We start from the raw sequence: 25871 nt of genomic DNA on the forward strand, positions 1-25871 counted from the left end.
CGGGGGGTGCAGGTACCTGGAAAACGAGAAGGAAAACGCCAGCGGAGCGAGATGTCGAAGCGTGAGGCGACCGGACGGCAGGTGCGTGCCGTCGGAACGTCGCCATCGGGGGAACGGGCCGAAGCCCCCGGAGCGCAAACGTTATTTTCGACCGCCCCAAAAAGGTGCCCGGAATTGCGGAATCTTCCCGACCACGTTCGCAAAGTCGTCGACGACGAAAGCCGGTTGCAGGTGCTGTCGCAGTTCGTTCTGCGCAGTCAGCGGCCCGACCCCGATTTCGATACCATTACGCGGATCGTCGCCGACGAATTCGACGTGCCGATCGCGTTCATCTGCATGGTCGACCGCGAGCGCCCCTGGCTGCAGTCGGCGATCGGCATTGACCTTGCCGAAGGCCCCATCGGCATGGCGCTCAGCGCCTACACCATCGAGCTTGATGCCGGCGGGACCTTCATCGTCACCGACGCGACCCGCGACCCCCGCTTCGCCGCCCATCCGCACGTCTCCGACGGCCCGCGCATCCGCTTCTTCGCCGGTGCGCCGATCACCATCGAGAAGCGCAATGTCGGCGTCATCGGGCTGATCGACAACGTCGCCCGGACGATGCCGGAGGCGGACCAGCTCCAGAACCTGACCCGCTTTGCCTCGCTCGCCGGCTCGCTGTTCACCCTCAAGGAGGCGGCGCGCGGCCGCAAGTCGTCCGACCGCGCCCTGTCGCGCGCCCGCACCCGCCATTCGCTTGCCTTCCGCGCCGCCAACATCGCCTCCTGGAGCTGGGACATCCGCACCGACGTCGTCGATTGCGACGTCGCCATGCGCCAGATGTTCAAGCTTCCGCGCGAGGAGGTGGTGACCGGCGCCAAGCTGCTGGAACGCATCGACCAGAACTGCCAGCGGGCCATCCGGCGCAATCTCAAGCGGGCGATCCGCGAGAATGTCGACTGGTCGTCCGAGTTCCACGTCGCCTCGACCGACCGCTGGCTGCTCGGCCTCGGCCGCATCTACGAGCGGGCCGAGAACGGCGATCCGCTGTCGGCCCTCGGCGTCGTCGTCGACATCACCAAGACCAAGCAGTCCGAACAGAAGACGCGCCTCTTGCTGCGCGAGCTCAATCACCGGGTCAAGAACACGCTGGCGATCCTGCAATCGCTGGCCAGCCAGACCCTGCGCCGTTCCGACAGCGCGGCCGACTTCACCATGTCCTTTTCCGGCCGGCTGCAGGCGATCGCCGCGGCCCACACGCTGCTGTCGGACCAGGAATGGGGCGATGTCGGCGTCTTTGCCCTGTTGCGTGGCCAGATGGCGCCCTATGCGGTCTCTCTCGACGAGGACGTCGTCATCCATGGCGACGACGTGGCGTTGGGCCCCGACGAGGCGCTCGGCCTCGGCCTCGTCATCCACGAACTGGCGACCAATGCGGCCAAATACGGCGCCCTGTCGGTCGACGGCGGCACCGTCGACATCGCCGTCTCCGCCGAGGCGAAAAAGGCCGGGACCGACGTCGTCATCGACTGGACGGAAAAAGGCGGCCCGACGGTCTCGCCGCCGACCCGCCAGGGCTTCGGCACCACGCTGATCACCCGCAGCCTCGACAAGATCGTCGGCAGCGACGTGGCGCTCGATTTCGCGCCCGGTGGCCTCAGGGTCCGCATGCGCTTTCCCGTCAGCCGCAAGGACCTCGGCGCGTAAGGCTGTTGCCCGCAGCGCCGGTCGACGCGGAACCATTCCTTCCTTTCCGACGTTTGATAGCCAGTCAGACCGACGGAAAGGCAGAACATGCGTCAGGAATTTCACGCCACACCGGTTTCGCTGATGCCGACATCGGTCGGCGCGCGCGCCGCGGTCCGCATGGCCCGCGCGGAGCACGCGGAGCGTATCGCGACCACGTTGGTCGTTGCGACGGCCTTCGCCATGGCGTCGGCCCTCAATCTTCTGATCCTGTTGTGAGGAAAGACCCATGACCGTTTCCACGATCATCCTGATTATCCTGATCCTGCTTCTTGTCGGCGCCCTGCCGACCTGGCCCCACGCCCGCACCTGGGGCTACGGACCGTCGGGCATCCTCGGCACCCTCCTCGTCATCCTGCTGATCCTGATGCTGCTCGGGATGCTGTAGGACGCACGCCGGCTCGGCGCGTTGCGCCGGAACCGCCGGGCTAAAAGAAGAATTTCAAACGGCCGTGGGTCACTCCGCGGCCGTTTCCTTTTGTTTCAAGTTATTTTCAGGTATTCGACTAACAAAATGATTTCAAAAGAAAATTTTGGATCGTGAGGAACCGGTACTTATCATTCTCGTTATTTGGATGTGAGGCGGTCGCGCCGATATCAAATAAGTAAAAAGATATCTGAAGCGCAGCTGCATGTCAAAAAGACAGGGAGAATGAACCATGTTCCGCAAGTTTATGACGACGACCGCCATCGTCGCGTTGATGTCCACCGGTGCGATCGCCGCCGATGAGGGCAAGACCGACATGAAGACCGGCACCGAGATGAAGTCGGGCACCGAGATGAAGGCAGGCGACAACAGCGCGCTGTTCTCGTCCGACAAGAGCGTCAAGCCGATGAACAGCTGGCACGGCTACTACACCGGCACGCCGAACCAGGTGCTGGCCTCCTCGCTGATCGGCCAGACCGTCTATCACGGCGCCGTTCGCGACGACATCGAGGTCGGTGACGTCAACGACATCGTCATGTCCCGTGACGGCACGGCCAAGGCCGTCGTCATCGGCGTCGGCGGTTTCCTCGGCATCGGCGAGAAGGAGGTCGCGGTCGACTTCGAGCGCCTGACCTGGACCAGCCTCGACAACCGCCAGTACCTGACCCTGGCGGCGACCAAGGAAGAGCTCGAGCAGGCGCCGGAATTCCAGCGCACCCCGGAAAACGAGATGGAATCCTCGACGGGTGACGACGCCGCGATGGAGACCACCAAGACCGACGACAGCGCCATCACCGGCAACAAGTCCGATCAGGACGTCGCCATGACTGAGCCGACCGACACCACCGAGACGGCCGACAAGTCGATGACCGACGACCAGACCACCGCCGACACCCAGGAAGAGATGGCCGTCGTCGATCCGACGACCGTCAGCGCCGACGACCTGATCGGTGCCGTGGTTTACAGCGCCGAGAACGAGAATATCGGCGAGATCGGCGACGTCATCCTGACCGGTGACGAAAAGAAGGCCGAGGCCTACATCGTCGACGTCGGCGGTTTCCTCGGCATCGGCGAAAAGCCGGTCGCCATCGAGCCGGGCGCGGTCAAGGTGATGAAGGACGGCAACGGCACGCTTTCGGTGCACACGCCCTTCGAGCAGGCCAAGCTGGAAAACCACAAGGCCTACACCAAGGACGGCTATGACCAGGACCGCGACTCGGTCGTCATCCGCTAACGGACCTGGCAGGAAGGTGCGGCCTGTCTGGGGCAACACCGTCACAGCGGGGAAAACGTCGGCGAAAGCCGGCGTTTTCTTCGTTTCCAGCCGTTCCAGCCGTTTGCGCGCAACGGCCGGGCCTGTTGCGAACCGTCATTGCAGCCACGCGCCGGAGGTTGCATGACACCGCGAGCCATCCGCAACGGTTCCGCTGGGGCGCAGCCTGGGTCAGTGCGTCGCGGGAACCGGAGACCGGCGAGACGGTTCTGACCTTTGACGGCTCCTGATATAGTTTTCCCCGGAGCCACCCACCCGCAACCAACCAAACCGAAAAGGTGACCGATATGGCAGGATCAAGCGAAGGCTATCACGAGCCCGTTGAGGAACTGAGCGACGACTGCCGGGACATGCACCGTGCCATCGTCTCGCTGATGGAAGAGCTCGAGGCCGTCGACTGGTACAACCAGCGGGTCGATGCCTGCAAGGACGAGGAACTGAAGGCGATCCTCATTCACAATCGCGACGAGGAAAAGGAACACGCCGCGATGGTCATGGAATGGATCCGCCGCAAGGATTCGAAGTTCGACGACGAACTGAAGGACTATCTGTTCACCGACAAGCCGATCGCGCATCACGACTAGGTGTTGCGCGCCGGGCGGGTGTTGCCTGCCGGGACCTCGGATCGAGAGCCGCCGGCGCCTCCCCGCCGGCGGCTTTTTCGTGCGCGACCAGGCGTCGGTTGCGCCGCGCCGCCGTCGGCGGCATCTTCGGACAATCCGCGCTCCCACCATCGGCGGCACGCCCTTGACCGTCCTCGACACCCAGATCTCCTGTTTCGACACCACCTGGAATCCGTCCACCGGCTGCACCAAGGTCTCGGCCGGCTGCGACAACTGCTATGCCGAGGCGATCGCGAAGCGCTTCTTCGGCGGTTTCGATCTGCGGCTCTATCCGAAGCGGCTCTCCGAGACCCGCAAGTTCCGACCCCTCGTCGGCGCGGACGGTGCGCCTATTCCACGCCGGGTCTTCGTCAATTCCATGAGCGACCTCTGGCATCCGGGCGTGCCGGACGACTTTCTGGCCAGCGTCTTCGATGCCATCGCCGGCCATCCGACCACGATCTTCGTCTGCCTGACCAAGCGGGCGAGCCGCCTGCGCGCCTTCGGCGAAAGGCGCTGGAAAACGGGCGTGCCGGACAACCTCTGGCTCGGCGTCACCGCCGAGACGGCGGCGGTGGCCAACCGCATCGACCAGCTCCGGCGGCTGAAGGACGCCGTCGGCCCGTTCACCGCCTATGTCAATGTGGAGCCGCTGCTGGAGCCGGTCCCCGGCCATGACTTTTCCGGCATCGACTGGGTCGGCGTCGGCGGCGAGGCCGGCGCACGGGCGCGGCCCTGTGCCGAAGGCTGGGTGCGCGACGTGGTCGACCGGGCCCACGGTACCGGCGCGGCGGTCTGGTTCAAATCCTGGGGCCGCTGGGAGAACAATCCCGCCTGGCCGCTCGCGCGGGGAAAGACCAAGAAGGCCAAAAAGCAGGATCTCGTCGATCGCGGCCTGGAACTGCTGCCCGAGGAGCATGGCGGCGCCACCCTCGACGGCCGCCTGGTCCAGGAACTGCCGCCGGCCTTTGCCCTGATGCGGGAGCGTCTGGTCGCGGCCCGCGGCTGACCTCGTCTACTCTTTGCCTGCTTCTCCGCCGGTATCGCTGGCATGGTGCTGCAGGAAGTTGAGCAGCAACTGGTGCTCTTCGGCGTCGAGCGCCGCCCGCTCTCCCATGATCTTCAGAAAGCTGACCCATTGATTGGCGGTGTAGTGGTGCGGGATGCGCCGCTGGTGGCAGGCAACGCACTTGGTCGAAAACGTCTGCCAGGCCTGCGCCCAGAGCGGTTCCCGGTCGGCGGTGACGCCGTCCTCCGGCACCCAGCCGGCAAAGGCCGCGCCGAACCAGGTGAGGCCGGAATCCGGATCGACCGCGCTCTCCAGCGGTCGCAGGTCCGAGACGGCGGATTTGGCGAGGAGCGCGGAGCGGATGCGTTTGCCGGGGAGGGCATAAAGGAGGCGTTCGGCGCCTTCCTGGTGCCAGCCGCGGACCTCCACCTTGACCCAGCCGGGGCTGCGCTCAAGGACGGTGAGCGGTGTGGCGATGAAGATGCGTCCGGCCGGCTTGCCGGCGCCGTCCGCCTCGGCATGGAGGCCGAGCGTATGGGCGGCATAGACCGTCTCGCCGGCGGCCGATCCGGCGCGGCCGGGGACGGCGAGGCAAAGCGTCAGGACGGCTATGGCAAAGAAAAGGGGAGGGAGGCGACGCGAAAGCACGCCCATTGGTCGGGTCCTCCGAGAGGATCGGCGGGAGCCGGCAGGGGGCAGCGCCCCCTGTCGACGTCTTGTCCGCTCAGCCGAGACTTTTGACCCAGTCTGCGAGGGCGGCGCCGATCTCGTCGGCGGAATCTTCCTGGACATAGTGGAGGCCGGGAACGGCGACCTCCTTGACGTTGGGCAAGGACCGGCAGAATTCCAGCACCTTGCCGGCGATCATCATGCCGGGCTCGGCCCTGACGAAGAGCTTCGGGATCGCCGTCTCGGCAAGGAACGCGCAATTGGCCTCGCAGACGGCGGCAACGCCCGCCGGCTCACCCTCGATCGGGATCTGCCGCGGCCAGGTCAGCGTCGCCCGGCGGCCTTCGCCCGGCTCCGGATAGGGCGCCCGGTAGGCGGCCATTTCTGCTTCGCCGAGATCGCGGAGCACGGCCATCGGGATCACCTGCTCCACGAAGATATTGTCTTCCAGGCACATCTGTTCGCCGGTGCCTTCGGCCCTGAACCCCTGGAACGCCGGCACCGCCGGCTCCGGCATCATCTCCCAGGTCAGCGGCATGATCATCGGCTCCATGAAGGCGATGCCGCGCACCCGATCCGGGTTTGTCCGGGCCCAGTCGAAGCCGAGCGCCGCGCCCCAGTCGTGCAGGACGAGGACGACGCCGTCGCCGAGGTCGAGCTGGTCGAGAAGGGCGAACAGATAGCTGCGGTGGTCGTCATAGGTGTAGCGGTCCGGCCCGGAATTCGGCAGCTTTTCCGACTGGCCCATGCCGATGAGGTCGGGCGCGATGCAGTGCCCGAGCGGTTCGGCGTGAGGAATGATGTTGCGCCAGATATAGGAATGGGTCGGATTGCCGTGCAGGAACACGATCGGCGCGCCGCTGCCGGCTTCCACATAGGCCATGGCAAGGCCGTTCACGGTCGCGGTGCTGCGTGGGTAGGGGTCTTTTGCATCGAGCATGTGTGACTCTCCCGGTCAAAAAAGAGGCCGGGCGATGAGCCCGGCCTCGCTGGCGATGTCGTCTGACCTTATTCGGCCTTCGGTCCGTCGAACGCGGTGACCGCCGGCGGGGTCTCCGTATACTTTTCGACGTCGGCAATGGCGGTATGGCCGCAATTGCCCTGTGCAAGGCTGGAGGTTCCGATGTCGACCGTCAGGCAGTTGACGTCGCCATAGGCATCGAGCGAGCCGGGCGTGCCGCCCTCGACCGGGCTGTACCAGCCGCCCTCGAAGACGCGGACCACGCCGGGGGCGACGTCTTCGGTAACGATGGCGCCGGCCAGCAACTGGCCGCGGTCGTTGAATACCCGCACCACGTCGCCGTCGGCGATGCCGCGGGCTTCGGCGTCCTTGGCGTTGATCAGGCAGGGCTCGCGGCCGGCGACCATGTACTCGTCGCGCAGCTTGGTGCCGCAGAGCTGCGAGTGCAGGCGCCATTCGGGGTGCGCGGCGTCGACATGGAGCGGGAACTTGGCGTCCGGCGTGCCGGTGCGCTCGACCGGTTCCATCCAGGTCGGATGGGCCGGGCAGTCCTCGTAGCCCATCTTCTCGATGTTGCGCGAGAAGATCTCGATCTTGCCGGACGGCGTGCCGAGCGGCTCAAGCAGCGGGTCTTCGCGGTAGTCGCCGTAGCGCACATACTGCTTGGCTTCTTCCGGGATCTCGAAGGTCAGGACGCCCTTTTCCCAGAAGGTGTCGAAGTCCGGCACCTCGATGTTCTTGGCAGCGCCCTGCTGTTCGGCGGCGGAGTAGAACTCCTTCAGCCAGCCCATCTCGTCCTTGCCCTCGGTGAAGGCATCGCCGGCGCCGAGCTTGTCGGCGATCTCCGCGAAGATGTCGAAGTCGTTGCGGGCCTCGAACACCGGGTCGATGACCTTCTTCATGGCCAGCACGGCCTTCAGCGAGTAGTCGCCGACATTCTCGATGTCGTTGCGCTCATAGGCCGTCGTTGCCGGCAGCACGATGTCCGCGAAGCGGGCCGATGCGGTCCACTGGAAGTCCTGGACGATGACGGTCTCGAACTTCTGCCAGGCCTTGACCATGCGGTTGCGGTCCTGGTGGTGCGAGAACGGGTTGCCGCCGACCCAGTAAGCCATCTTGACGGCCGGGTATTTCTGGGTCTTGCCGTTGAAGTTGAAGTCGGCGCCCGGGTTCTCCAGCATGTCGACGACGCGCGCCACCGGGATCGAGGCCGCGCCCGCCTGGGTCAGCCACGCCGCGCCTTCGACCGCCGCGCCGCCGTCGGTGATGCCGGCAAGCACGGGGCTGTTGGCCGACGGGGCACCGCCATTCGCGTAGTGGTAGGAAAGGCCGAAGCCGCCGCCCGGAAGGCCGATCTGGCCGAGCATGGAGGCGAGGGTGACCAGCATCCAGTGGGCCTGTTCGCCATGGTGCTGACGCTGCAGCGACCAGCCGCTCGACAGCATGGTGCGGTTGGACTGGAAGAGCTTGGCGAGTTCCTTGATCTTGTCGGCCGGAACGCCGCAGATCTCGGAGGCCCATTCGGCGCTCTTCGGCGTGCCGTCGCTGTCGCCGGTGAGATACGGTACGAAGTCGTCGAAGCCGACGGTGTAGTTGTCGAGGAACTCCGCATCGTGCAGCTCTTCGGCATAGAGCGTGTGGGCGATGCCGAGCATCAGGGCAACGTCGGTCTGCGGCCGCACCGTGATCCATTCGGCATCGAAGAACTTGGCCGTCTGGGTCCGGACCGGATCGATGCAGATGACCTTCTTGCCGGTCTTCTTGAACTCTTCCATGTAGGGATAGGTGTCGTGGTCGGCGACGGTCCAGCCGATCTGGTTGGTCTTGATCGGGTCGGCGCCCCAGAACACGAGGACGTCGGTGCTTTCAACGACCACCGGCAGCGCGGTCTGCTGCTCGTAGACTTCGAGCGTGCCCATGACGTGGGGCATGATCACCTGCGAGGCGGCGGTGGAGTAGTCGCCGGTGGAGTTCACGAAGGCGCCCTTGAGGCCGACATTGAGGGCCCGGCGCAAGAGGCTCTGGCAGTTGTGCAGCTTGCCGGAGCTCTTCCAGCCATAGGAGCCGGCGAAGATGCCTTCCGGCCCGTAGGTCTCGTTGACGCGCTTCAGTTCGCCGACGACGAGCTCCATCGCCTTTTCCCAGGACACACGCACGAAGTCGCCGTTGCCGCGGCTCTCGACGTCCGCGCCGGCACCCTTTTCAAGGAACGCCCGGCGGACCATCGGGTATTTGATGCGGGTCGGGGAGTAGACGGAATCGAGGACGCCGGGAAGCTGCGGCGAGGGATGCGGGTCGCCTTCCCAGGCATCGATGCCGACCCAGCGGCCGTCCTGGACGGTCGCCTTGAAGACGCCCCAGTGCGACCCGTTGAGGACGGCGCCGCCTTCCGCTGCGCGCGCCGCACCGGCGGTCAGCAGCGAGGGAGCGATCGCACCCAGCGCGCCGAGGGCCGAGGCGCTCAAGAGGAAATCGCGCCGATTGACGTAGTAAGACCGATTGGCTGACATGGGATCACTCCTTTGGTGCCTGAAAGTCGTTGGAACCGGCTTTTTTCAGAGGCCTCGGCGTCGCTGCGCCGCGGGTTTCCCCCTGTTGTCGATAGCTCTAGCCGGGGCGTGTAAACGCCGTTCCGGAGGGGATTGAACGGCCTGTAAAATCTCGTAAACAGGCTGTAAACGGCTCTAGTCAGAGGTTGCGGGAGCTGTAAGGCGCTCCCGGTCGGTGTGCAGATAGGCGGCAAGCGCGGCCGCAAGGTCGGCATAGAATCCGGACCGGTCGTGCTTGTGGCAGTCGGCGGCAAAGGCCGGAACCCAGGTGAGGAGCTGCGCGTCGATGAACGCCGCCTGCTGCGCCTGAAGCCGCATCGCCTCGTGGCGGTCGCCGCCAAGGGCGGCCGTCTCCGCGCGCTCCGCCAGCTCGGCGACGACGCTGAGCTCAATGGCGATGTGGTCCGGCGGCTCCTTCATCGTGTCGACGACGGCGATGTCGAGCCGGCGAAGCGTCTCCGCCATCTCCGAGGTCGGGCGCTGGAAGAGGGTGCCCTTGGCGCTCAGATAGGCCGAGGCATAGGGGTGGGCCGTGCGCGGGCCGCCAACGCCGAGGAAGAGGAGGCTGTAGTCGGCGGCAAGGTCGAGCGCCCGGTCGCGGAGCCGGTCGGGCTCGCTGGAAAGCGCCCGGATGCGGGCGACGACCGGCCGGAACGCCGGCTCGTCTTCCAGGCTGGCAAGCGCGACGCGGCCTTCGGGTCCGCCATAGGCCTTCAGGGCTTCGGCCGTCAGCTCGCCGGCGAAAAGACCGGCGAGCCAGCGATAGGCCAGCGGTCTTTCGACCGCCGGCGCGAGGGGGGCAAGATCAGCCATGGGCTTCGGCTCCGCCGGTGTCCTTGGCATGGAACTGGAGGTATTTCTGCAGGAAGCGGTACTGCTCGGTGTCCAGCACGATGAACCGCTTCATGGCCTTCAGGCTGCCGATCCACTGGTTGGCGAGCAGGTGGTCCTTCTCCGGCAGCGAATGGCAGACCGAGCAGCTCGAGGTGTACATTTCCTTGCCGTAGTCCCAGAGCTTCTTCTGGTCGGCGATCACCGCGCCGGACTTGATCCAGCCTTCCATGCTGACCTGGTGCCAGGTGAGGTCGGTGTCCGGATCGACTTCGGTCTTGATCCGCTGGATGGCGTCGACCGCGTTCTTGCTGGCGGTGGCGGAGAAGATGCGGTGGCCGCGAAGGGCGTAGATCACCTGGTCGACCTGGTCCTGCTGCCAGCCGTCGACGCGCACCTTGAGGAGGTCGCCGTCGCGCTCCAGCACGCTCACCTCGGTCGCCGCGAGCAGCCGGCCGGCCGCCTTGCCGCCGCCCTTGGCCGCGTCCTCGGTGAGGAAGTAGGGCTGGGTCTCGATGGTGTAGACCGTGTCCGCCGACGGCGTGTTAGCCTTCGCCGCGGCCTTGAGGTCCTTGAACATCGCCAGGTAGCCGGCGGTCATGTCCGGCATCTTGTGGGCGATGCCCTTGTGGCAGTCGATGCAGGTGTCGCCGTTCTTCATGGCCGTCTGCATCTGCTTGGAGGCCTTTTCGCTCTGCTTGTGGAAGTCCATGGTCTCGAACGAATGGCAGTTTCGGCATTCGCGCGAGTCCGTCGCCTTCATGGTGTCCCAGACCCGCTGCGCCATCTCCAGCCGGTGCTCCTGGAACTTCTCCTTGGTGTCGATGGTGCCCATGACCTTGTGCAGGAGCTCGTTGGAGGCCTGCACCTTGCGGATCAGCTTCGCCGTCCAGGGCTTCGGCACGTGGCAATCGGAACAGATCGCCCGCACGCCGGAGGCGTTCTTGTAATGCACGGTTTCCGTGTATTCCGCATAGACGTTATCGCGCATCTCGTGGCAGGAGATGCAGAACTCCAAGGTGTTCGTATATTCCATGAAGGTGTTGAAGCCGCCCCAGAAGACGACACCACCGATACCGCCGACAATGAGCACGGCGCCGAGCGCGTATTTGCTTGTCGGCCGCCACAAAGTCCGCCAGATTCTTCCGAACATTCTGGTCTCCCGCCGTGAGAGGAAAATGGCCACAGGGGCCGATCGTGTTTGCGGACCATAGGCGGGCGGTGTAAACGCCGTTCCGGACAGAATTGAACGGCATGTAGAAAGCTGTAAACAGCTTGTAAACAAGAAAGCTGCATACAGCTTGCAGACAATAAGGAGCGGCCGTGACCGGCGATCGGCGGGCGGGCACCAGTCGGCAGAACCACATTCTGGTCGTGGAGGACGACGCCACCAGCCGGGTGACGCTCGCCGGCTATTTCGAGAACGAGGGGTTCAGGGTCACCGAGGCCGGCGATGGCGCTGAGATGCGGGCCGCATTCGCCCGCGGCGACGTCGACCTCGTGATGCTCGACATCCGCCTGCCCGGTGAGGACGGCCTGACGCTCCTGAAGGAACTGCGCCAGCAGTCCGACATCGGCGTCATCATGGTCACCGGCAAGAACGACGACTTCGACCGGGTGGTGGCGCTGGAAATCGGCGCCGACGACTATGTGACGAAGCCCTTCAACCCGCGCGAACTGCTGGCCAGGACCAAGAACCTGCTACGACGCACCTATGCCGCGCGGATGGCCGACCGGGCCTCAAGGGTGAAGAACTTTTCCGGCTGGACGCTCGATCTCGACAAGCGCGGGCTGACGTCGCCCGGCGGCGACGACGTGCGCCTCACCCGCGGCGAGTTCGAACTGCTGACGGCGCTGGTCGACAATTCCGGCCGGGTGCTGACCCGCGACAACCTGCTCGACCACCTCAACCACCGCGAATGGGACCCGAGCGACCGCACGGTCGACGTCCTCATCGGGCGCCTCCGCCGCAAGCTGGAGGTCGACCCGAAGGACCCGGCCCTGATCATCACGGTGCATGGCGTCGGCTACGTCTTCACCGGATCGCCGAACTGAAGATATCGGACGGCCCTTTGGCGTCCGCGCTTTCCGCTCCCGCCGAGATGGCGTGCCAGCTTTCCTTGAGCGCCTTCAGCGACAGCACGTAGGTGGTCTTCAGCGCCTCGAAGCGGCCGCGGACGGTGTCCGCATCCCGCGCCTCGGCCGCCGCTTCAACGGCGACGGCAAGGTCGGCGAGCCGGTTGAGGCCGACATTGCGGGCCGCGCTCTTCAGCGAATGGGCGCGCCGGGCAATCTCGGCAAAGGCCCCGTCGGCAACGTCGGAGGAAAGCGCGTCGAGGGCCGCGGGCGTTGTCTCGGCGAACACCTTGACGATGCGCTCCGCGCGGGCCTTGCCGATCATCTCGAAATGGCCGCGCAGCACCGCCGCGTCGATCAGGTCGGCATCAGCCTCGAAGCCGCTACCGTTTGTGGGCGGGACCGCCGCGCTGTCGTCCGGCTCAGTCGATCCGGCATCCGCAGCAGGGCTCTTTGCCGGCGAATTGCGCTCGGCAAGGCACCGGGCGATCGCCTCGGCAAGGTCCTCGGCGGAAAACGGCTTGCCCAGAAAGCCGTCGGCGCCGGCGGCAAAGGCGCGCTCCACTTCGGTCCGCACGACCGAGGCGCTGATCATGATCACCGGCATCGCGGCCTTGTCCGCATCGGCGAGCTTGCGGATCCGGCGCACCACTTCCACGCCGCTGATGCCGGGCATGCGGTCGTCCATCAGGATGAGGTCGAAGCGCCCACGCACGATCCGCGACAGCGCCTCCTCGCCGGTGCCCGCGATGACGATCTCGTGGCCGAGCCGGCTCAAAAATCCCTCGGTGACGATCTGGTTGATCTCGTTGTCCTCGACGAGGAGCACGCTGAGTTGCTCAGGCTGCCAGCCCGGCGCCGCGGAGGTCGGCACCAGCGAGGCTGCGGCCGGCTTCAGCGCCGGCACGGTGAACTGGAAGGTGCTGCCACCACCGGCATTGCGCCTGCACGATATCTCGCCGCCCATCACGTCGACCAGCCGCTTGCAGATGGCGAGCCCGAGGCCGGTGCCGCCGAAGAGCCGTCCGGTGGAAACGCTCTGCTGGGTGAACGGTTCGAACAGCCGTTCGTTTCCCTGCGCCGGCACGCCGATGCCGGTATCGACGACCTCGAGCCGGATCGCCTCCGCCCCCTGGATCTTGCCCTTGGAGGGCAGGGCCCGGATGGTGATCTCGCCCTCATGGGTGAACTTGACGGCATTGTTGCCGAGATTGAGCAGCACCTGGCGGATCTTGCCCGGATCGCCGCGCATCAGCACCGGCGTTTCCGGATCGATGCTGACGGTCAGCCTCAATCCCTTCTTCTCCGCCGCCGTTCCGAGCAGTTCGCCGATCTGGCCGACGACCTTCGTGAGGTCGAAATCGACCGTTTCCAGTTCCAGCACGCCGGCCTCGATCTTGGAATAGTCGAGGATGTCGTTGAGCACCGCCATCAGCACCTCGCCGGAGGCGGTCAGGCCGCTGAGGAAATAGCGCTGGCGCTCGGTGAGGTCGGTGTCGTTGAGGAGGTCCGCCATGCCGAGGACGCCGTTGATCGGCGTGCGGATCTCGTGGCTCATGGTGGCCAGGAACGCCGACTTCGCCCGGTTCGCGGCTTCTGCATCCTCGCGCGCCTGGCGATATTCGGTGACGTCGTTGAGGATCAGCACCGTGCCGAGGAATTTCTCCGAGATATCGAGCATGCGCTGGACGCGGACGGCGAAGTGGCGCGTGCCGCTGTTGGTCTCAAGCGGCATGTCGAAGCCGTCGGCGCTTGCCGCCCGCGCCATCAGCGCATCGATCTGGTGCATCAGCGCGGAGTGCCGCTCGCTGCCGTAGTAGATCGCGCCGGGGTCGTTGGCGCCGATGAACAGCGCATGGGCGGTGTAGTTCATGTTCTGCACCGCGCCGGTATCGTCGAGGAGGATCACCGGGTCGTTGAGGCTCTCGAAGATCGTCAGATACTTGTTCTTCTCGTTGGTGATCCGCCGGTTCTCTTCCTGGATTTCGGCGAGCTTGGCGCTCTCGGAGGTGTTGCACCACTCGGTGCAGTAGCCGAGCTCGATGAGGTCGAAGAAGCGCTCCACGAAGAGGCGGTAGTACTCCCGCTGGTCCGCCGGAAAATCCTGGGCGACGATCAGGTCGAGATAGCTCTGGCGGTAATATTTGGTGAGGCCGAGGAAGAGGTTCAGCGTGATGCCGCGGGCCCGGTGCTGCTGCGCCTGTTCGACGCCGAAGGCGGCGATCGGGTTGCGCGAAAAATCCATGTCGGCCGGCATCTCCGGCGGCGTGTCGAAGATTTCCAGCGCCGCCAGCAGCGGGTCCGAAAGGCCGCAGATCGAGGCCCGCCAGGCTTCCTTCAGCGTCGAGGTATAGGCGGTGTAGCCGTGCGCCTTGGCATAGGTGACGACGCGCTCGATCAGCCAGTCCTCGTTCTCGGCGATAAGCTGCCGCAGCTTTTCCATGGCACTCTCCTCGGAGAAGGCGGCTACTATATCAAGATCGAGTCGCAAGGAAATGCGGGCCAAACCCACCCCATGGCAATCAATCTTTTCACCATCGGCTATACGCAATCGACGGCCGAGCGGTTCTTTTCCCGACTGACGGGGGCGGGCGTTGCCACCCTCATCGACATCCGCGTCTCGAACCGCTCGCAGCTTGCCGGCTTTGCCAGGATGCCGGACCTTGCCTTCTTCCTGGAGAAGGTCTCTGGCATCGCCTACCGCTACGAGGAGCTTCTCGCCCCGCCCCTGGACCTGATGCGCGCCTACCGGGCCAAGGAGTTCTCCTATCCGGCCTACGCCGAGACCTATCGCGGCCTCCTCATCGAGCGCGGCGCGGCTGAGAAATTGGACCCCGCCGCCTTCGACCGCGGCTGCCTGCTTTGCAGCGAGGCCAAACCCGACACCTGCCACCGCAAGCTCGCCGCGGAATTTCTGACGGAGCGCTGGGGCGAAGAGGTCGCCATCGGGCATTTGTGAGAGGCAGCGGCCGGCGCGACTCCCCCCTTCGTGATTGGACGCTCCCGCTGGCCCCCGTTACCGTCCGTTACGGTAAACATTTTCTTTGCGATTCAGTGTCAAAACGGACCGCATGCCGAACCGATTTTTTCCCGTAATCCTCATCGCCCTTCTGCTCGCTGCCTGTGCCGGCGGCGACGTGACGAAGAACCTTGCCCCGGTGGAACAGCACCCGGTCGGGTTCGTCGAGGGCATCGACATCTCCAAATACCAGGGCGACATCGACTGGCGCACGGTCAGGAAGGCGGGCATCCGCTTCGCCTTCATCAAGGCGACGGAGGGCGGCGACGTCGTCGACGATCGCTTCGATGAGAACTGGCGCGCGGCCAAGGCGGCGGGCGTTGCCCGCGGCGCCTACCATTTCTACTATTTCTGCCGTACGGCCGAGGACCAGGTGAAATGGTTCATCCGCAACGTGCCGAAGGACCCGGACGCCCTGCCGCCGGTGCTCGACATGGAGTGGAACGCCCATTCGCCGAGCTGCAAGAAGCGGCCGCCGCGCGACAAGGTGCTGGCCGAGATGCGCGTGTTCCTGGAGGCGGCCGAGCGCTATTACGGCAAGAAGCCGATCATCTATTCCTCGGTCGATTTCCACCAGGATATCCTGGAGGGTGCGCTGAAGGAGTATCCGTTCTGGCTGCGCTCCGTCGCCGGCCATCCGAGCACCAAGTACCGCAGCCGCGCCTGGGTGTTCTGGCAGTACACCGGCACCGGCGAGGTCGACGGCATCGACGGCAAGGTCGACCGCAACGTCTTCAACGGCAACGCCGCCGCCTGGAAACGCTGGCTGGAGAAGCAGACCGACGATCCGACCCCGGCGCGGCCGCCGACCCGGCCCTGAGGCAAGTGCCGGCCGGCTCCGTTCGGGGCGCCGTCCTTGTGCAGCCTACCAGCCGAAGATGCGGCCGCTGCCAAGACCCGTGCTGCTGAGGCCCTTGACCGGACCTGCCGCGGCCTCGGTCGTCGTCACGGTGGTGAAGGTGGTGGTGGCCATTGCGAGCCCGACCATCAGCATCAGGGCGGTGAGGGTCTTCTTGAAGGTGGTCATGTCGATCTCCTGTTTTCGATCTCTGTCGATGATCAAAGGCTACCCGCGCGGCGGCCCGACCGCTGTGCTCTCGGTCACAGTTTTCGCGTTCGAGGGGAGATCGGGCAGGAGGGTCCATTCGCTCGGGACGGCGAGAAGAAAAATGAGCGCTATTGGAGGTGCATGAACTCCAATAGCGCTCCGGTGACCGGTGTCAGTCTCGTTGCCCGGCGCCCCGAAGCAGGCGGTTCGGTTTCTCCGGGGGCGCCGCGCTGATATCGGTCACCGAGTTGGCGGAAAGGCGGCGGGCTTCAGGAACCGCACTTTCCTGGTGGCAAAGTCAGGTCTCGTCAGAACGGGCATCGGCCGCCAACGACGGCCTCGTCCATCGGGCTCAGGCGACGGCCTTCAGCCGCTCGGAAAGCAGCTCGGGAAGCTGGCTCGGAACGTCCGCGACGGCGACGCCGGCGGCTTCCAGGGCGCGGCGCTTGGAGGCGTAGTCGCCCTGGCCGCCGGAGACGATGGCCCCGGCATGGCCCATCTTCTTGCCCGGCGGCGAGGCGCGCCCGGCAATGAAGGCTACCACGGGCTTCGACATGGTCCGGGCATACTCCGCCGCGTCCTCCTCCGCGCTGCCGCCGATCTCGCCGCACAGGACGACCGATTCGGTTTTCGGGTCGGCGTCGAGCATTTCCAGCGCCTCGCGCGAGGTGGTGCCGATCATCGGATCGCCGCCGACGCCATAGAACACCGACTGGCCCATGCCGTTCTGGGTGAGGTTGAGGCTGACGAGGGTGCCGAGGCTGCCGGAGCGCGAGATGACGCCGACGCTGCCGGGCCGGAACACATTGGTGTTGAAGGCCGGCATGATGCCGGCGAAGGTCTCGCCCGGCGTGACGAGGCCGGCCGTGTTCGGCCCGACGATGCGGGTGCCGCTGGCGCGCGCCGCCGCATGCATTTCCATCACGTCATGGGCCGGGATGTGCTCGGTCAGACAGACCAGCAGTTTCGCCCCTGCCTCGCAGGCATCGATGGCAGCGGCCTTTGCCGCCATCGGCGGGATGAACATCAGCGCGACGTCGAAGGCCCCGGCCTTGGCCGCGTCGCGCGCGCTGGCATGGACCGGCACGCCGAGGTGCTCGGTGCCCGCCTTCTTCGGATTGACGCCGCCGATGACGTTGGCGCCGTAGTCCTGCATTGCCCTGGTCCAGAAGGTGCCCTGCTTGCCGGTGATGCCCTGGACGAGGATCTTGTGTTCTTTCCGGAGGATCATGCCGCTTTCTCCTTGGCTGCGCTGACCGCGGCCCTGACCGCGTCGTCCATCAGATCGAACGGCTCGATGCCGAGTTCCTTCTTGACGAGCGCGATCGCCTCGTCCTCGCCGGTGCCGTGGATCGTGAAGAACACCGGGATCGACGGATTGAGGTCCTTCCAGGCATTGACGACGCCCTCGGCCATCACGTCCGTGCGGGCAAAGGCGCCGCAGAAATTGACGAGCAGGCTGCGCAGGTTCGGATTGGCAAGAAGGATCGACAGCGCGTCCTTGGCCTTGGTGTAGGCCTCGCCGCCGACTTCCAGGAAATTAGCCGGCTCACCACCATAGTGGGTGACGGCATCCATGGTCGTCATGGTGAGGCCCGCGCCGTTGGCGAGCACGCCGACCGAACCGCCGAGCTCGATATAGCGCAGGCCTGCCTTCTGGGCCGCTTCCTCAAGCTCGGTCTGCGGCTCGGCAGCGGCGAATTCCGCCAGCCCCTGGTGCCGCCCGGCGGAGGAGTCGTCGAGCACGAACTTGCAGTCGAGCGCCACGACATTGCCGTCCTCGGTGACGACCAGCGGATTGATCTCCAGGAGATCGGCGTCGTACTTCCGATAGGCCCTGTAGAGCGCAACGAGGCTATCCGCGATCTTGTCCGCCGCGCCGGAAAGGTCGAGGCCGTCGAGCAGCGAGAGCGCGTCGTCGCGCGAAAGGCCCTTGGTGATGTCGACCGGGAGCCGGCGCATCGCGGTCGGGTCCTTTTCGGTCGCCTCTTCGACGTCCATGCCGCCCATGGTGGAGAACAGCACCATCGGCCCGCGCGTCTTCGGATCGTTGAGGACGGCGGCATAGAGTTCGCGCGCGATCGGCACCTGGCCCTCGATCAGCAGCTTTTCGACGGTGAACCCGCCGATCTCCATGCCGAGGATCGCTTTCGCGTGTGCCTTGGCTTCGTCCGCCGTGGCTGCGAGCTTGATGCCGCCGGCCTTGCCGCGCTTTCCGGTCGGCACCTGGGCCTTGACGACGCACGGCCCGATCGCTTGGGCAGCCGCGTAGGCGGCCTCCGAGTCGGCGACAAGGCGAGCGGGAGGGATCGCCAACCCGCTCTTCGCCAGGAGCGGTTTGGCGGCGTACTCTTCGAAGTTCATTGTCTTGCCTTCCTGTCTTTCCGGATCAGGCCCCGTATTTTTCCCAGTAAGGACCGAACAGGTCCTCCTCGGACGGTTTGTCCTCCGGGATCGTCGTCACCAGGTGGGTGATGTTGATGAAATGCCGGTAGTTGAGGTTTTCCGAGATCGTGTTGCCGGCCCAGGTGCCGCCGCCCATCGAGAGCGTGAACGGCAGCGAGTTGTTGAAGCCGCCGCCATTGCCGAAGGTGTGCGCCTGGTTGACCAGAACCCGGACGACGTCGGTGTCGGCCGCGATCTCGCGGGCGTGGTCGAGGTCCCTGGTGTGGATGCCGACGGAATGGCCCTTGCCGGTGACTTCGAGGATGTCCTTGGCGATCCGCTTGGCGTCGGCAAAATCCTTTGCCCGGTAGACGGTCAGCACCAGCGACAGCTTCTCGTCGGCAAAGGAGTGCTTGCCGCCGATAGACGCCTCTTCGACCATGAAGAATTTTTTCGACTTGGCCGCCTCCGGCAGGCCCATCGCCTCGGCGGTGATGTCGGCGTCCTTGGCGATGATGTGCCGGTTGAGCTTGCCATTGATCCAGAGATTGTTCTGCACGCTCTCCTTCTCCGAGGCGCTGCAGCGCCAGCCGCCGGCCCGCTCCAGCGCGGCCATCGCCTCCTCATAGACGCCGTCGAGGATGATGACGGCGTTCTCCGAGGAGCAGGAGGTGGAGTTGTCGAAAATCTTGGAGGCACAGATCTTTTCCGCCGCGTCGTCGAAATCGGCGGTGGTATCGATGATGACCGGCACGTTGCCGGCGCCGACGCCGATGGCGACGGTGCCCGACTGCATCGCCCGCTTGACGTTGTTCTGGGAGCCGGTGACGACGACGAGGTCGACCTGGTTCATCAGCTCCTGGGTCATCTCCTTGGAGATCGGCGGCGGCAGCAGTTGCACGAGGTCTTCCGGGTGGCCGGCCTTGGCCAGCTCGGCGCGCATCAAATCGACCGTCTTGCCCGTCGTCGTGGCGCCGGCCGGCGACGGCGCGATGATGACGGCGTTGCCGCCTTTGAGGGCCATCATCGCCTTGTTGACCGGGGTCGCGGCCGGATTGGTCGAGGGGCAGACCGCGCCGACGACGCCGACCGGCTTGCCGTATTTGACGAGACCCTTTTCCGGCTCCTCGGAGATCACGCCGACGGTCTTGGCCCTGAGCAGGTCTCGCAGGGTCCCGAACGTCTTGCGCTGGTTCTTGATGATCTTGGAGGGAACGTTGCCGAGCCCGGTGTCGGCGACGGCGAGTTCGGCCAGCATGCGCGCATGGTCCGGCTTGTAGATCGACCAGGCGAGCGCGGTGACCGCCTCGTCGACCCGGCCCTGGTCGTGATTCTCGTAAGCCTCCATCGCCGCACGGCCGCGGGCGACGAGCTCCGCCACAATCTCCGACGCGGAAGGGGCCTCTTCAGTGGTGTTTCTGGCCGGTTGGGACATCGTTTTTTCTCTTCTTTTGCGAAATCGGTCAGGGGTGGTCTCGAAGGCCCTAGTCCATCAGGGCCTTCTGGAAGTCCGTGTCGCGGATCTCGTTGATGATGCTGGTGGCGATGACGATCACCGCGAGGATCAAGAGCCCGGCCGCGATCGGCCTCTGGAAGAAGCCGAGGAAGTCGTAGTCCATGAGTTGCATGGACTTGGAAAAGGCGGATTCGCCGAGCTTGCCGAGGATCAGGCCAAGGACGATGCCGGCGGCCGAATAGCCGGTCTTCCTGAGCAGGTACCCGGCGATGCCGGCCAGGAACATCACCCACACGTCGATGACGAGGTTGCGGAGCGCGTAGGCGCCGATGGTGGCGAGCAGGAGGATGCCCGGCGCCAGCCAGCGGAACGGCACGCGCAGGATGTGGACGACGGTCTTGGTCTGCAGCCAGCCGAGGAAGACGATGCACAGGTTCGCCCAGAACATCGCGGCGAAGGTGACCCAGACGAGGTCCGAGGAGTTGATGAAGATGAGCGGGCCGGGCTCCATGCCGTGGATCTGGAAGATGCCCATGATCATGGCGGTGAGCGCGCCGCCCGGCAGGCCGAGGGCAAGGAGCGGGATCATCGCAGCGCCGGTCGCGGCATTGTTGGCGGTCTCCGAAGCAACCACGCCCTCAAGCTCGCCCTTGCCGAAATTCCTGCGGTTCTTGGAGGCCCGGTGTGCCTGGCTGTAGCCCAGGAAGGCGGCGAGCGTCGCCCCGATGCCCGGCAGGATGCCGGCAAAGAAGCCGATGAAGATGGAGCGGACCATGGTGACGCGCACGCTCCAGAATTCCGCAAGGGTGGGGAATTCCAGACCCGCCTTCGGCCGCTCGCGCGTGCCCTCGGCGATGCTCATCGCCTGGGTGATGACTTCCGAAACGGCGAAGAAGCCGAGGATCATCGGGATGAAGTGGATGCCGGCCGAGAGGTAGTAGGAGTGATACTCCAGCCCGAAGACGGAGCCCTCGTTGAAGCGCGGCACGCCGCCGACCGGGTCGGTGCCTATGGTCGCGATGATCAGGCCGACGAACACCGACAGCCAGCCCTTCCACAGCGTCTTGGCGCCGATCGAGGCCGAGACGGCAAGGCCGAAGAAGATGAGCGCGAAAATCTCCTGCGGCCCGAAGGCGCGCACCGCCCAGCCGGCAATCGCGCCGGTCGCCGTCATCATCAGGATGGCCGAGGCGACGCCGCCGAGGGCGGAGCAGGAAACGGCCGCGCCGATCGCCTTGCCCGACTGGCCCTTCAGGGTCATCGGATAGCCGTCGAAACAGGTCGGCGCGTTTTCCGGCGCGCCGGGGATGTTGAACAGGATTGCCGTAATCGCCCCGCCGAAGACGCCGGCGCAGTAGATGACGGAGAACAGCATCACCGCGTGGGATGCGTCCATGTTGATGGTGAAGGGGAGCAGCACGGCGCCGAGCGTCAGCATGTTGACGCCCGGAATGGCGCCGAACAGCATGCCGCCGACGAGGCCGAGGGCGAAGATCAGGATCGCCTGGGGATCCCCGAACAGCATCACGGTGCCGCCGATGAAATGTTCCATATCCGCGGCTCCTTACATTCCGGCGCGAACGATCGAGATGATCGCGTTGTTGATGTCGTAGAACGCCTCGATGCGGCCGGTCGGCAGCGCCACGTAGAAGAAGCGGGTGAAGACGAGGAGCGCGAGGCCGTAGACGATGGCGGTCACGGTGGCGATGGTGATCACCGAGCGCACCTCAAAGAGCAGCAGAAGCACGACGACGAAGATCGGCGTCGCCACGTAAAAGCCCATGCGCGGCATCAGGTAGAGATAGATCAGCGGCACCACGAAGATGCCGAGGCGCTGCAGCTTGGAGCCGAGCGTCGCCGTCTTGCCGTTCGTCCGGGGCTCCGTATCGTCGCCGTCTATGGAGGCGAGGTCCTTGCCGCGCCAGATCGAGGCCATCTGGTAGACGAACTGGCCGGTGGCGCCGACGATCATGGCGATGGTGAGCGCCCGCGGCCAGCCGGTGGCGCCGAAGGCGTATTCCGGGATCGTCTTGTCGAAAAAGCCGGTCTGGGCATAGACCAGGGCGGCGAAGCCGACCCAGAAGATCCATTCCAGGATCGGCCGGATATAGGTGACCGGCGTGTCGATGCGTCCGCGAATGCCGGCAACGTCTTCTTGTGAACTGGAGACCATGGCGATCGTCCACTCCCGACAGAGATGCTGTTCTTGTTGTTCTTAAGAGGTTGCGAGAGGCACGTGCCCTTTAGCGGTGAGCACGGGGCAACGTGCCTCTCGCGATCGGCGATCGACCGGGCCTATTTGCCGATGCCGAGCTTCTTGTACATCTCGCGGTAGCTGGCGACCGCGTTGTTGATCAGCTCGATCGAGCCTTCCGTGTCGCGGAAGCTGTCGATGAGATGCATGTACTTCTTCTTGTTGAAGGCCTGGTAGTCCGCGGTCTCAAAGCCGGCCTTGCAGGCGGCGGCGAGGAAGTCGGTGCGGTCCTTGGGAACGCCCGCCTTGACCCAGAAGCCGCGGAAGCGGGTCAGCGCTTCGAAGTCGGCGCCCACTTCCTTGTGCGTCGGGGTGTCGGCGAAGGCCGACGGACGCTCGGAAAGGAAGGTCAGGATCGGCTTCATCTGGTCCGCGTCGAGGAAGTTGCGCACGTCGCCCGGCTGCTCGAACAGCACGTCCACATGGCCGCCGATCAGCGCGCCGTAGCGCTCGGCCGGCTTGTCGAAGGCGATCTGCTTGATCTTCAGGCCGAGCGCCTCCTGGAGCTGCTCCATGACGACCAGCTCCATGGAGCCGACCTTGCCGAGATTGGCCATGGTGACGTCGCCCGGATGCGCCTTGGCGTATTCGGAAAAGCTCTCCCAGTCCGTGAACCGGTCCTCGTCGGAGCGGATATAGATCTGGCTGAAGGTGATCTGCGTCATGCACAGCGGCACCCAGTCTTCGGCCGGGTTCTCGCGGATGTCGCCGGCCGCATAGGCCGAAATCGCGTTGTCGATATGCTCCAGCACCGTGTAGCCGTCTGGCGGCGCCAGCATGAAGTCGGGAATCGCGGCGGTGCCGCCGCCGCCCGGCTTGTTGACCACCTGGAAGGTGATGCCGGCGACCTCTTCCATCGCCTTGGCCATCGCCCGGGCAAGCTGGTCGGAGCCGCCGCCGGCGCCGAACGGCACGATCATGGTCAGCGGGCGGTTGCCGAAGCCGGCGGGCTTTTCAAGCTCCGCGGCACCGGCCGTGCCGGCGAGTGCGACAACGGCCGCGAAACCGGCGGCAGCGGCGGTATTCCTGAAGAATGATGTCATGAGTCCTCCCTTGATGCGCTTGAGCACGCATTTGTTTCCGGCTTTTGCCGTGTCGTTATGCGCGAAAACCCTATCACAAGATTTCTTTCACAAAAGCCATTTTTTTTGGTATTATATTCAGGAAAGTTGATGATGATGGATGCGCCATGTCCATACGCCAGTTCCGGGCGCTGGAGGCGATCAGCGAATACGGCTCCTTTGCCGCCGCCGCCAAGGCGCTCAACCTGACCCAGTCGGCGATCTCCATGCAGATCGCCTCGCTGGAGGAGTCCCTCGGCGTTCCCCTGTTCGACCGCCAGCACCGCCCGCCGCGCCTGACCCGGGCCGGCACCGTCGTGCTGCGCCACGCCCGGGTCATCCTCTCCCAGTACAACGACATCTTCGATGCGCTGTCGGAGGCGCGGCCCTATCACGGCAGTTTCCGCCTCGGCGTCATCCCGACGATCCTGACGAACCTGTTGCCGCTTTCCCTGATGCGCCTGCGTGAAGAGGAGCCGGGGCTGACGGTCAACGTCTCCTCCGGCCTTTCCGGAGAACTGATGCACCAGGTGGAGACCGGAGAGCTCGATGCCGCCCTGATGCACAAGCCGGGAACGCTCGGCACCGCGCTGTCCTGGCGCGACATCGCCCAGCAGCGGGTGGTCGTCGTCGCCCCGCCCGACTCCACCGGCGAGACGCCCCAGGAGGTCTTCGAGCGCCACCCCTATATCCGTTTCAACCGCTCGGCCTGGGTGGCGCCGCTGGTCGAGGCGCGGCTTTCCGACCTCGGGATTTCGCCCGACACAAGGGCCGAGATCCAGTCGATCGAGGCGATCCATCTCCTCGTCGGCCTCGGCTTCGGCGCCTCGATCCTGCCCGACGTCAGCACCGAGAGCTTTGCCCGCACCTCGCTGCGCATCATCCCGTTCGGCGAGCCGCCGGTCTACCGCACGGTCGGCATCCTGTCGCGCACCGACATGACCAAGAAGAACGCACGGCGCATCATCGGCGACGTCTTTGCCGCCACCGCCGGCCGTCCCAATACCCTGAAAAAGGACGGATGACAGGCGGCACCGCCTCCCCTCTAGACTGGGGGGTGCATACTGTCGCGTTCGAGGGGAGGGGTGTTCGTTCCCCTTGACCCGTTCGCAGGAAACCGGATAGCCCGGACGGACGGCCGGCCCCGATCGGGAATTCAAACCGGCTTCCCCAGCCACAAGGATGAGAGGTGAGACATGGCGGAGACGACGGACGCAATCGTGATCGGCGCCGGCATTATCGGTGCGGCGACGACGCTGGAACTGGCCCGCGCCGGCTTCCGGACCCTTTGCGTCGACAGCCTGCCGGCCGCCGGCTACGGCCCGACCAGCGGTTCCTGCGCCGTCATCCGCGTGCATTACTCGACCTTCGAGGGCACGGCCTTCGCCTATGAGGGCTACCACTACTGGCGCGACTGGGCCGACTATCTGGGCGTTGCCGACGAGCGCGGCCTTGCCGAGTTCCGCGACATCGGCTGCATGGTCATGTGCACCGACGAGAACGGCCACCTGAAGAAGCACACCGACATCTGCGACGAGATCGGCATTCCCTACCAGCGCTGGGACGCGGCCAAGATCGAGGAGCGCCTGCCGTTCTATGACCTGAGGAGCTATTTCCCGCCCAAGCGCCTCGACGATCCCGACTTCGGCCATTCCAACGGCTGCCGCCTCAAGGGCTCGGTGTTCTTTCCGACCGCCGGCTACGTCACCGACCCGCAACTCGCCACCCACAATCTGCAGCGCGCGGCCGAGGCCGCCGGTGCGACGTTCCGCTTCGGGCGCACGGTGACGGAGATCCTCACCGGCGCCGGCCGGGTTTCCGGCGTCCGGCTCGACGACGGCACGATGACCTCCGCGCCCATCGTCGTCAACGTCGCCGGTCCCGCCTCGGCAAAGGTCAACGCCATGGCCGGGGCCCTCGACGACATGACGATCTCGACCAGGGCCCTGAAGCAGGAGGTGGTGCACGTGCCGGCGCCCGACGGCGTCGATTTCTTCAACGCCGCGTTCCCGATTTCCGACAACGACATCGGCTGCTACTGCCGGCCGGAAAAGGGCAACTACATCCTCATCGGCAGCGAGGACCCGGCATGCGACCCGCGCGAATGGGTCGACCCGGACGGCTACGACACCAATTTCACCGACCAGTGGACCCACCAGGCCTACCGCTACGCCCAGCGCGTGCCGAGCCTCGGCATCCCGAGCCGCATGCAAGGCGTGGTCGACCTCTACGACGTCTCCGACGACTGGATCCCGATCTACGACAAGTCCGCCGTCGACGGCTTCTTCATGGCGATCGGCACCTCCGGCAACCAGTTCAAGAACGCGCCCATCGCCGGCAAGATGATGGCCGCCCTCGTTGCCTACTGCGCCGAGGGTCACGACCACGACACCAATCCGCTGCAGTTCGAACTGCCCTATCTGGGCCGCAGCATCGACGCCGGCTTCTATTCGCGGAAACGCCCGATCAACAAGGAAAGCAGCTTTTCCGTGCTTGGATGACTGCGGAATGCATGTCGGTGGG

The 25871-nt window shown here is 65.4% G+C and carries 24 protein-coding genes; 11 read left to right on the plus strand and 13 right to left on the minus strand.

What is annotated here, in order from left to right:
* Positions 1-174: 174 nt before the first annotated feature.
* The 6 genes from M2319_RS04700 to M2319_RS04725 all read left to right on the plus strand — a co-directional run bounded on the left by M2319_RS04700 (position 175) and on the right by M2319_RS04725 (position 5039).
* Complete coding sequence (locus M2319_RS04700) at positions 175-1689, plus strand: sensor histidine kinase (RefSeq protein WP_264600281.1); 1515 nt, start codon at positions 175-177, stop codon at positions 1687-1689.
* 87 nt (positions 1690-1776) lie between these two features.
* On the plus strand, positions 1777-1947 hold the full coding sequence (locus tag M2319_RS04705; protein WP_264600282.1) for a hypothetical protein: 171 nt from the start codon (positions 1777-1779) through the stop codon (positions 1945-1947).
* 10 nt (positions 1948-1957) lie between these two features.
* A complete protein-coding gene (locus M2319_RS04710) occupies positions 1958-2116 on the plus strand; it encodes a DUF3309 domain-containing protein (RefSeq protein ID WP_264600283.1) in 159 nt (52 codons plus the stop codon).
* Between the two features lie 271 nt (positions 2117-2387).
* Positions 2388-3389 carry a PRC-barrel domain-containing protein gene (locus M2319_RS04715; protein WP_264600284.1) on the plus strand — a complete coding sequence of 334 codons (1002 nt, stop codon included), beginning with the start codon at positions 2388-2390 and terminating at the stop codon, positions 3387-3389.
* Between the two features lie 326 nt (positions 3390-3715).
* On the plus strand, positions 3716-4012 hold the full coding sequence (locus M2319_RS04720) for a ferritin-like domain-containing protein (protein ID WP_264600285.1): 297 nt from the start codon (positions 3716-3718) through the stop codon (positions 4010-4012).
* A 163-nt stretch (positions 4013-4175) separates the two neighbouring features.
* On the plus strand, positions 4176-5039 hold the full coding sequence (locus M2319_RS04725; RefSeq protein ID WP_264600286.1) for a phage Gp37/Gp68 family protein: 864 nt from the start codon (positions 4176-4178) through the stop codon (positions 5037-5039).
* Positions 5040-5045: 6 nt separating this feature from the next.
* Here M2319_RS04725 and M2319_RS04730 read toward each other — a convergent pair whose 3' ends face one another.
* From M2319_RS04730 to torC, 5 genes are all read right to left on the minus strand, one after another.
* The gene (locus M2319_RS04730; RefSeq protein WP_264600287.1) at positions 5046-5693 is read right to left on the minus strand and encodes a hypothetical protein; all 648 of its coding nucleotides are present in this window, start codon (positions 5691-5693) and stop codon (positions 5046-5048) included.
* A 70-nt stretch (positions 5694-5763) separates the two neighbouring features.
* Positions 5764-6648 carry a haloalkane dehalogenase gene (locus M2319_RS04735; RefSeq protein ID WP_264600288.1) on the minus strand — a complete coding sequence of 295 codons (885 nt, stop codon included), beginning with the start codon at positions 6646-6648 and terminating at the stop codon, positions 5764-5766.
* A 68-nt stretch (positions 6649-6716) separates the two neighbouring features.
* Entirely contained in the window at positions 6717-9179 is a 2463-nt protein-coding gene (torA, locus tag M2319_RS04740; RefSeq protein WP_264600289.1) for a trimethylamine-N-oxide reductase TorA, read from the minus strand.
* A 174-nt stretch (positions 9180-9353) separates the two neighbouring features.
* Entirely contained in the window at positions 9354-10031 is a 678-nt protein-coding gene (gene torD / locus M2319_RS04745; protein WP_264600290.1) for a molecular chaperone TorD, read from the minus strand.
* Entirely contained in the window at positions 10024-11202 is a 1179-nt protein-coding gene (torC, locus tag M2319_RS04750) for a pentaheme c-type cytochrome TorC (RefSeq protein WP_264600291.1), read from the minus strand. The genes torD and torC overlap by 8 nt, the downstream gene beginning before the upstream one ends.
* Positions 11203-11372: 170 nt before the next feature.
* On the opposite strand from torC, the gene M2319_RS04755 reads away from it, so the two are divergent.
* Positions 11373-12104, plus strand: a complete 732-nt coding sequence (locus M2319_RS04755; RefSeq protein WP_264600292.1) for a response regulator — start codon at positions 11373-11375, stop codon at positions 12102-12104.
* On the opposite strand, the gene M2319_RS04760 is transcribed toward M2319_RS04755, so the two are convergent.
* Entirely contained in the window at positions 12085-14568 is a 2484-nt protein-coding gene (locus tag M2319_RS04760; protein WP_264600293.1) for an ATP-binding protein, read from the minus strand. The two genes, M2319_RS04755 and M2319_RS04760, sit on opposite strands and share 20 nt — an antisense overlap.
* A gap of 72 nt (positions 14569-14640) precedes the next feature.
* On the opposite strand from M2319_RS04760, the gene M2319_RS04765 reads away from it, so the two are divergent.
* Complete coding sequence (locus M2319_RS04765; RefSeq protein ID WP_264600294.1) at positions 14641-15084, plus strand: DUF488 domain-containing protein; 444 nt, start codon at positions 14641-14643, stop codon at positions 15082-15084.
* A gap of 112 nt (positions 15085-15196) precedes the next feature.
* The gene (locus M2319_RS04770) at positions 15197-15964 is read left to right on the plus strand and encodes a glycoside hydrolase family 25 protein (protein WP_264600295.1); all 768 of its coding nucleotides are present in this window, start codon (positions 15197-15199) and stop codon (positions 15962-15964) included.
* A 45-nt stretch (positions 15965-16009) separates the two neighbouring features.
* Here M2319_RS04770 and M2319_RS04775 read toward each other — a convergent pair whose 3' ends face one another.
* The 7 genes from M2319_RS04775 to M2319_RS04805 all read right to left on the minus strand — a co-directional run bounded on the left by M2319_RS04775 (position 16010) and on the right by M2319_RS04805 (position 23330).
* A complete protein-coding gene (locus tag M2319_RS04775; protein WP_264600296.1) occupies positions 16010-16171 on the minus strand; it encodes a hypothetical protein in 162 nt (53 codons plus the stop codon).
* Between the two features lie 373 nt (positions 16172-16544).
* Positions 16545-17423, minus strand: coding sequence for a succinate--CoA ligase subunit alpha (gene sucD, locus M2319_RS04780; protein ID WP_264600297.1), 879 nt, complete (start codon positions 17421-17423; stop codon positions 16545-16547).
* A complete protein-coding gene (locus tag M2319_RS04785; protein WP_264600298.1) occupies positions 17420-18556 on the minus strand; it encodes a succinate--CoA ligase subunit beta in 1137 nt (378 codons plus the stop codon). The genes sucD and M2319_RS04785 overlap by 4 nt, the downstream gene beginning before the upstream one ends.
* Positions 18557-18581: 25 nt before the next feature.
* Entirely contained in the window at positions 18582-20012 is a 1431-nt protein-coding gene (gene sauS / locus M2319_RS04790) for an acylating sulfoacetaldehyde dehydrogenase (protein WP_264600299.1), read from the minus strand.
* A gap of 49 nt (positions 20013-20061) precedes the next feature.
* Positions 20062-21585, minus strand: a complete 1524-nt coding sequence (locus M2319_RS04795) for a tripartite tricarboxylate transporter permease (protein WP_264600300.1) — start codon at positions 21583-21585, stop codon at positions 20062-20064.
* Positions 21586-21597: 12 nt separating this feature from the next.
* Positions 21598-22206 carry a tripartite tricarboxylate transporter TctB family protein gene (locus M2319_RS04800; RefSeq protein ID WP_264600301.1) on the minus strand — a complete coding sequence of 203 codons (609 nt, stop codon included), beginning with the start codon at positions 22204-22206 and terminating at the stop codon, positions 21598-21600.
* 122 nt (positions 22207-22328) lie between these two features.
* Positions 22329-23330 carry a tripartite tricarboxylate transporter substrate binding protein gene (locus M2319_RS04805; protein WP_264600302.1) on the minus strand — a complete coding sequence of 334 codons (1002 nt, stop codon included), beginning with the start codon at positions 23328-23330 and terminating at the stop codon, positions 22329-22331.
* Positions 23331-23476: 146 nt separating this feature from the next.
* On the opposite strand from M2319_RS04805, the gene M2319_RS04810 reads away from it, so the two are divergent.
* Together M2319_RS04810 and M2319_RS04815 are read left to right on the plus strand one after the other, a co-directional pair.
* Positions 23477-24373 carry a LysR family transcriptional regulator gene (locus M2319_RS04810; RefSeq protein WP_264600303.1) on the plus strand — a complete coding sequence of 299 codons (897 nt, stop codon included), beginning with the start codon at positions 23477-23479 and terminating at the stop codon, positions 24371-24373.
* 171 nt (positions 24374-24544) lie between these two features.
* Positions 24545-25849 (plus strand): NAD(P)/FAD-dependent oxidoreductase, encoded by a 1305-nt coding sequence (locus M2319_RS04815; protein ID WP_264600304.1) that lies wholly within the window; start codon positions 24545-24547, stop codon positions 25847-25849.
* The last annotated feature ends 22 nt before the right edge of the window (positions 25850-25871 follow it).

The sequence above is a fragment of the Rhodobium gokarnense genome, from assembly GCF_025961475.1.
GTDB lineage: Bacteria > Pseudomonadota > Alphaproteobacteria > Rhizobiales > Rhodobiaceae > Rhodobium > Rhodobium gokarnense.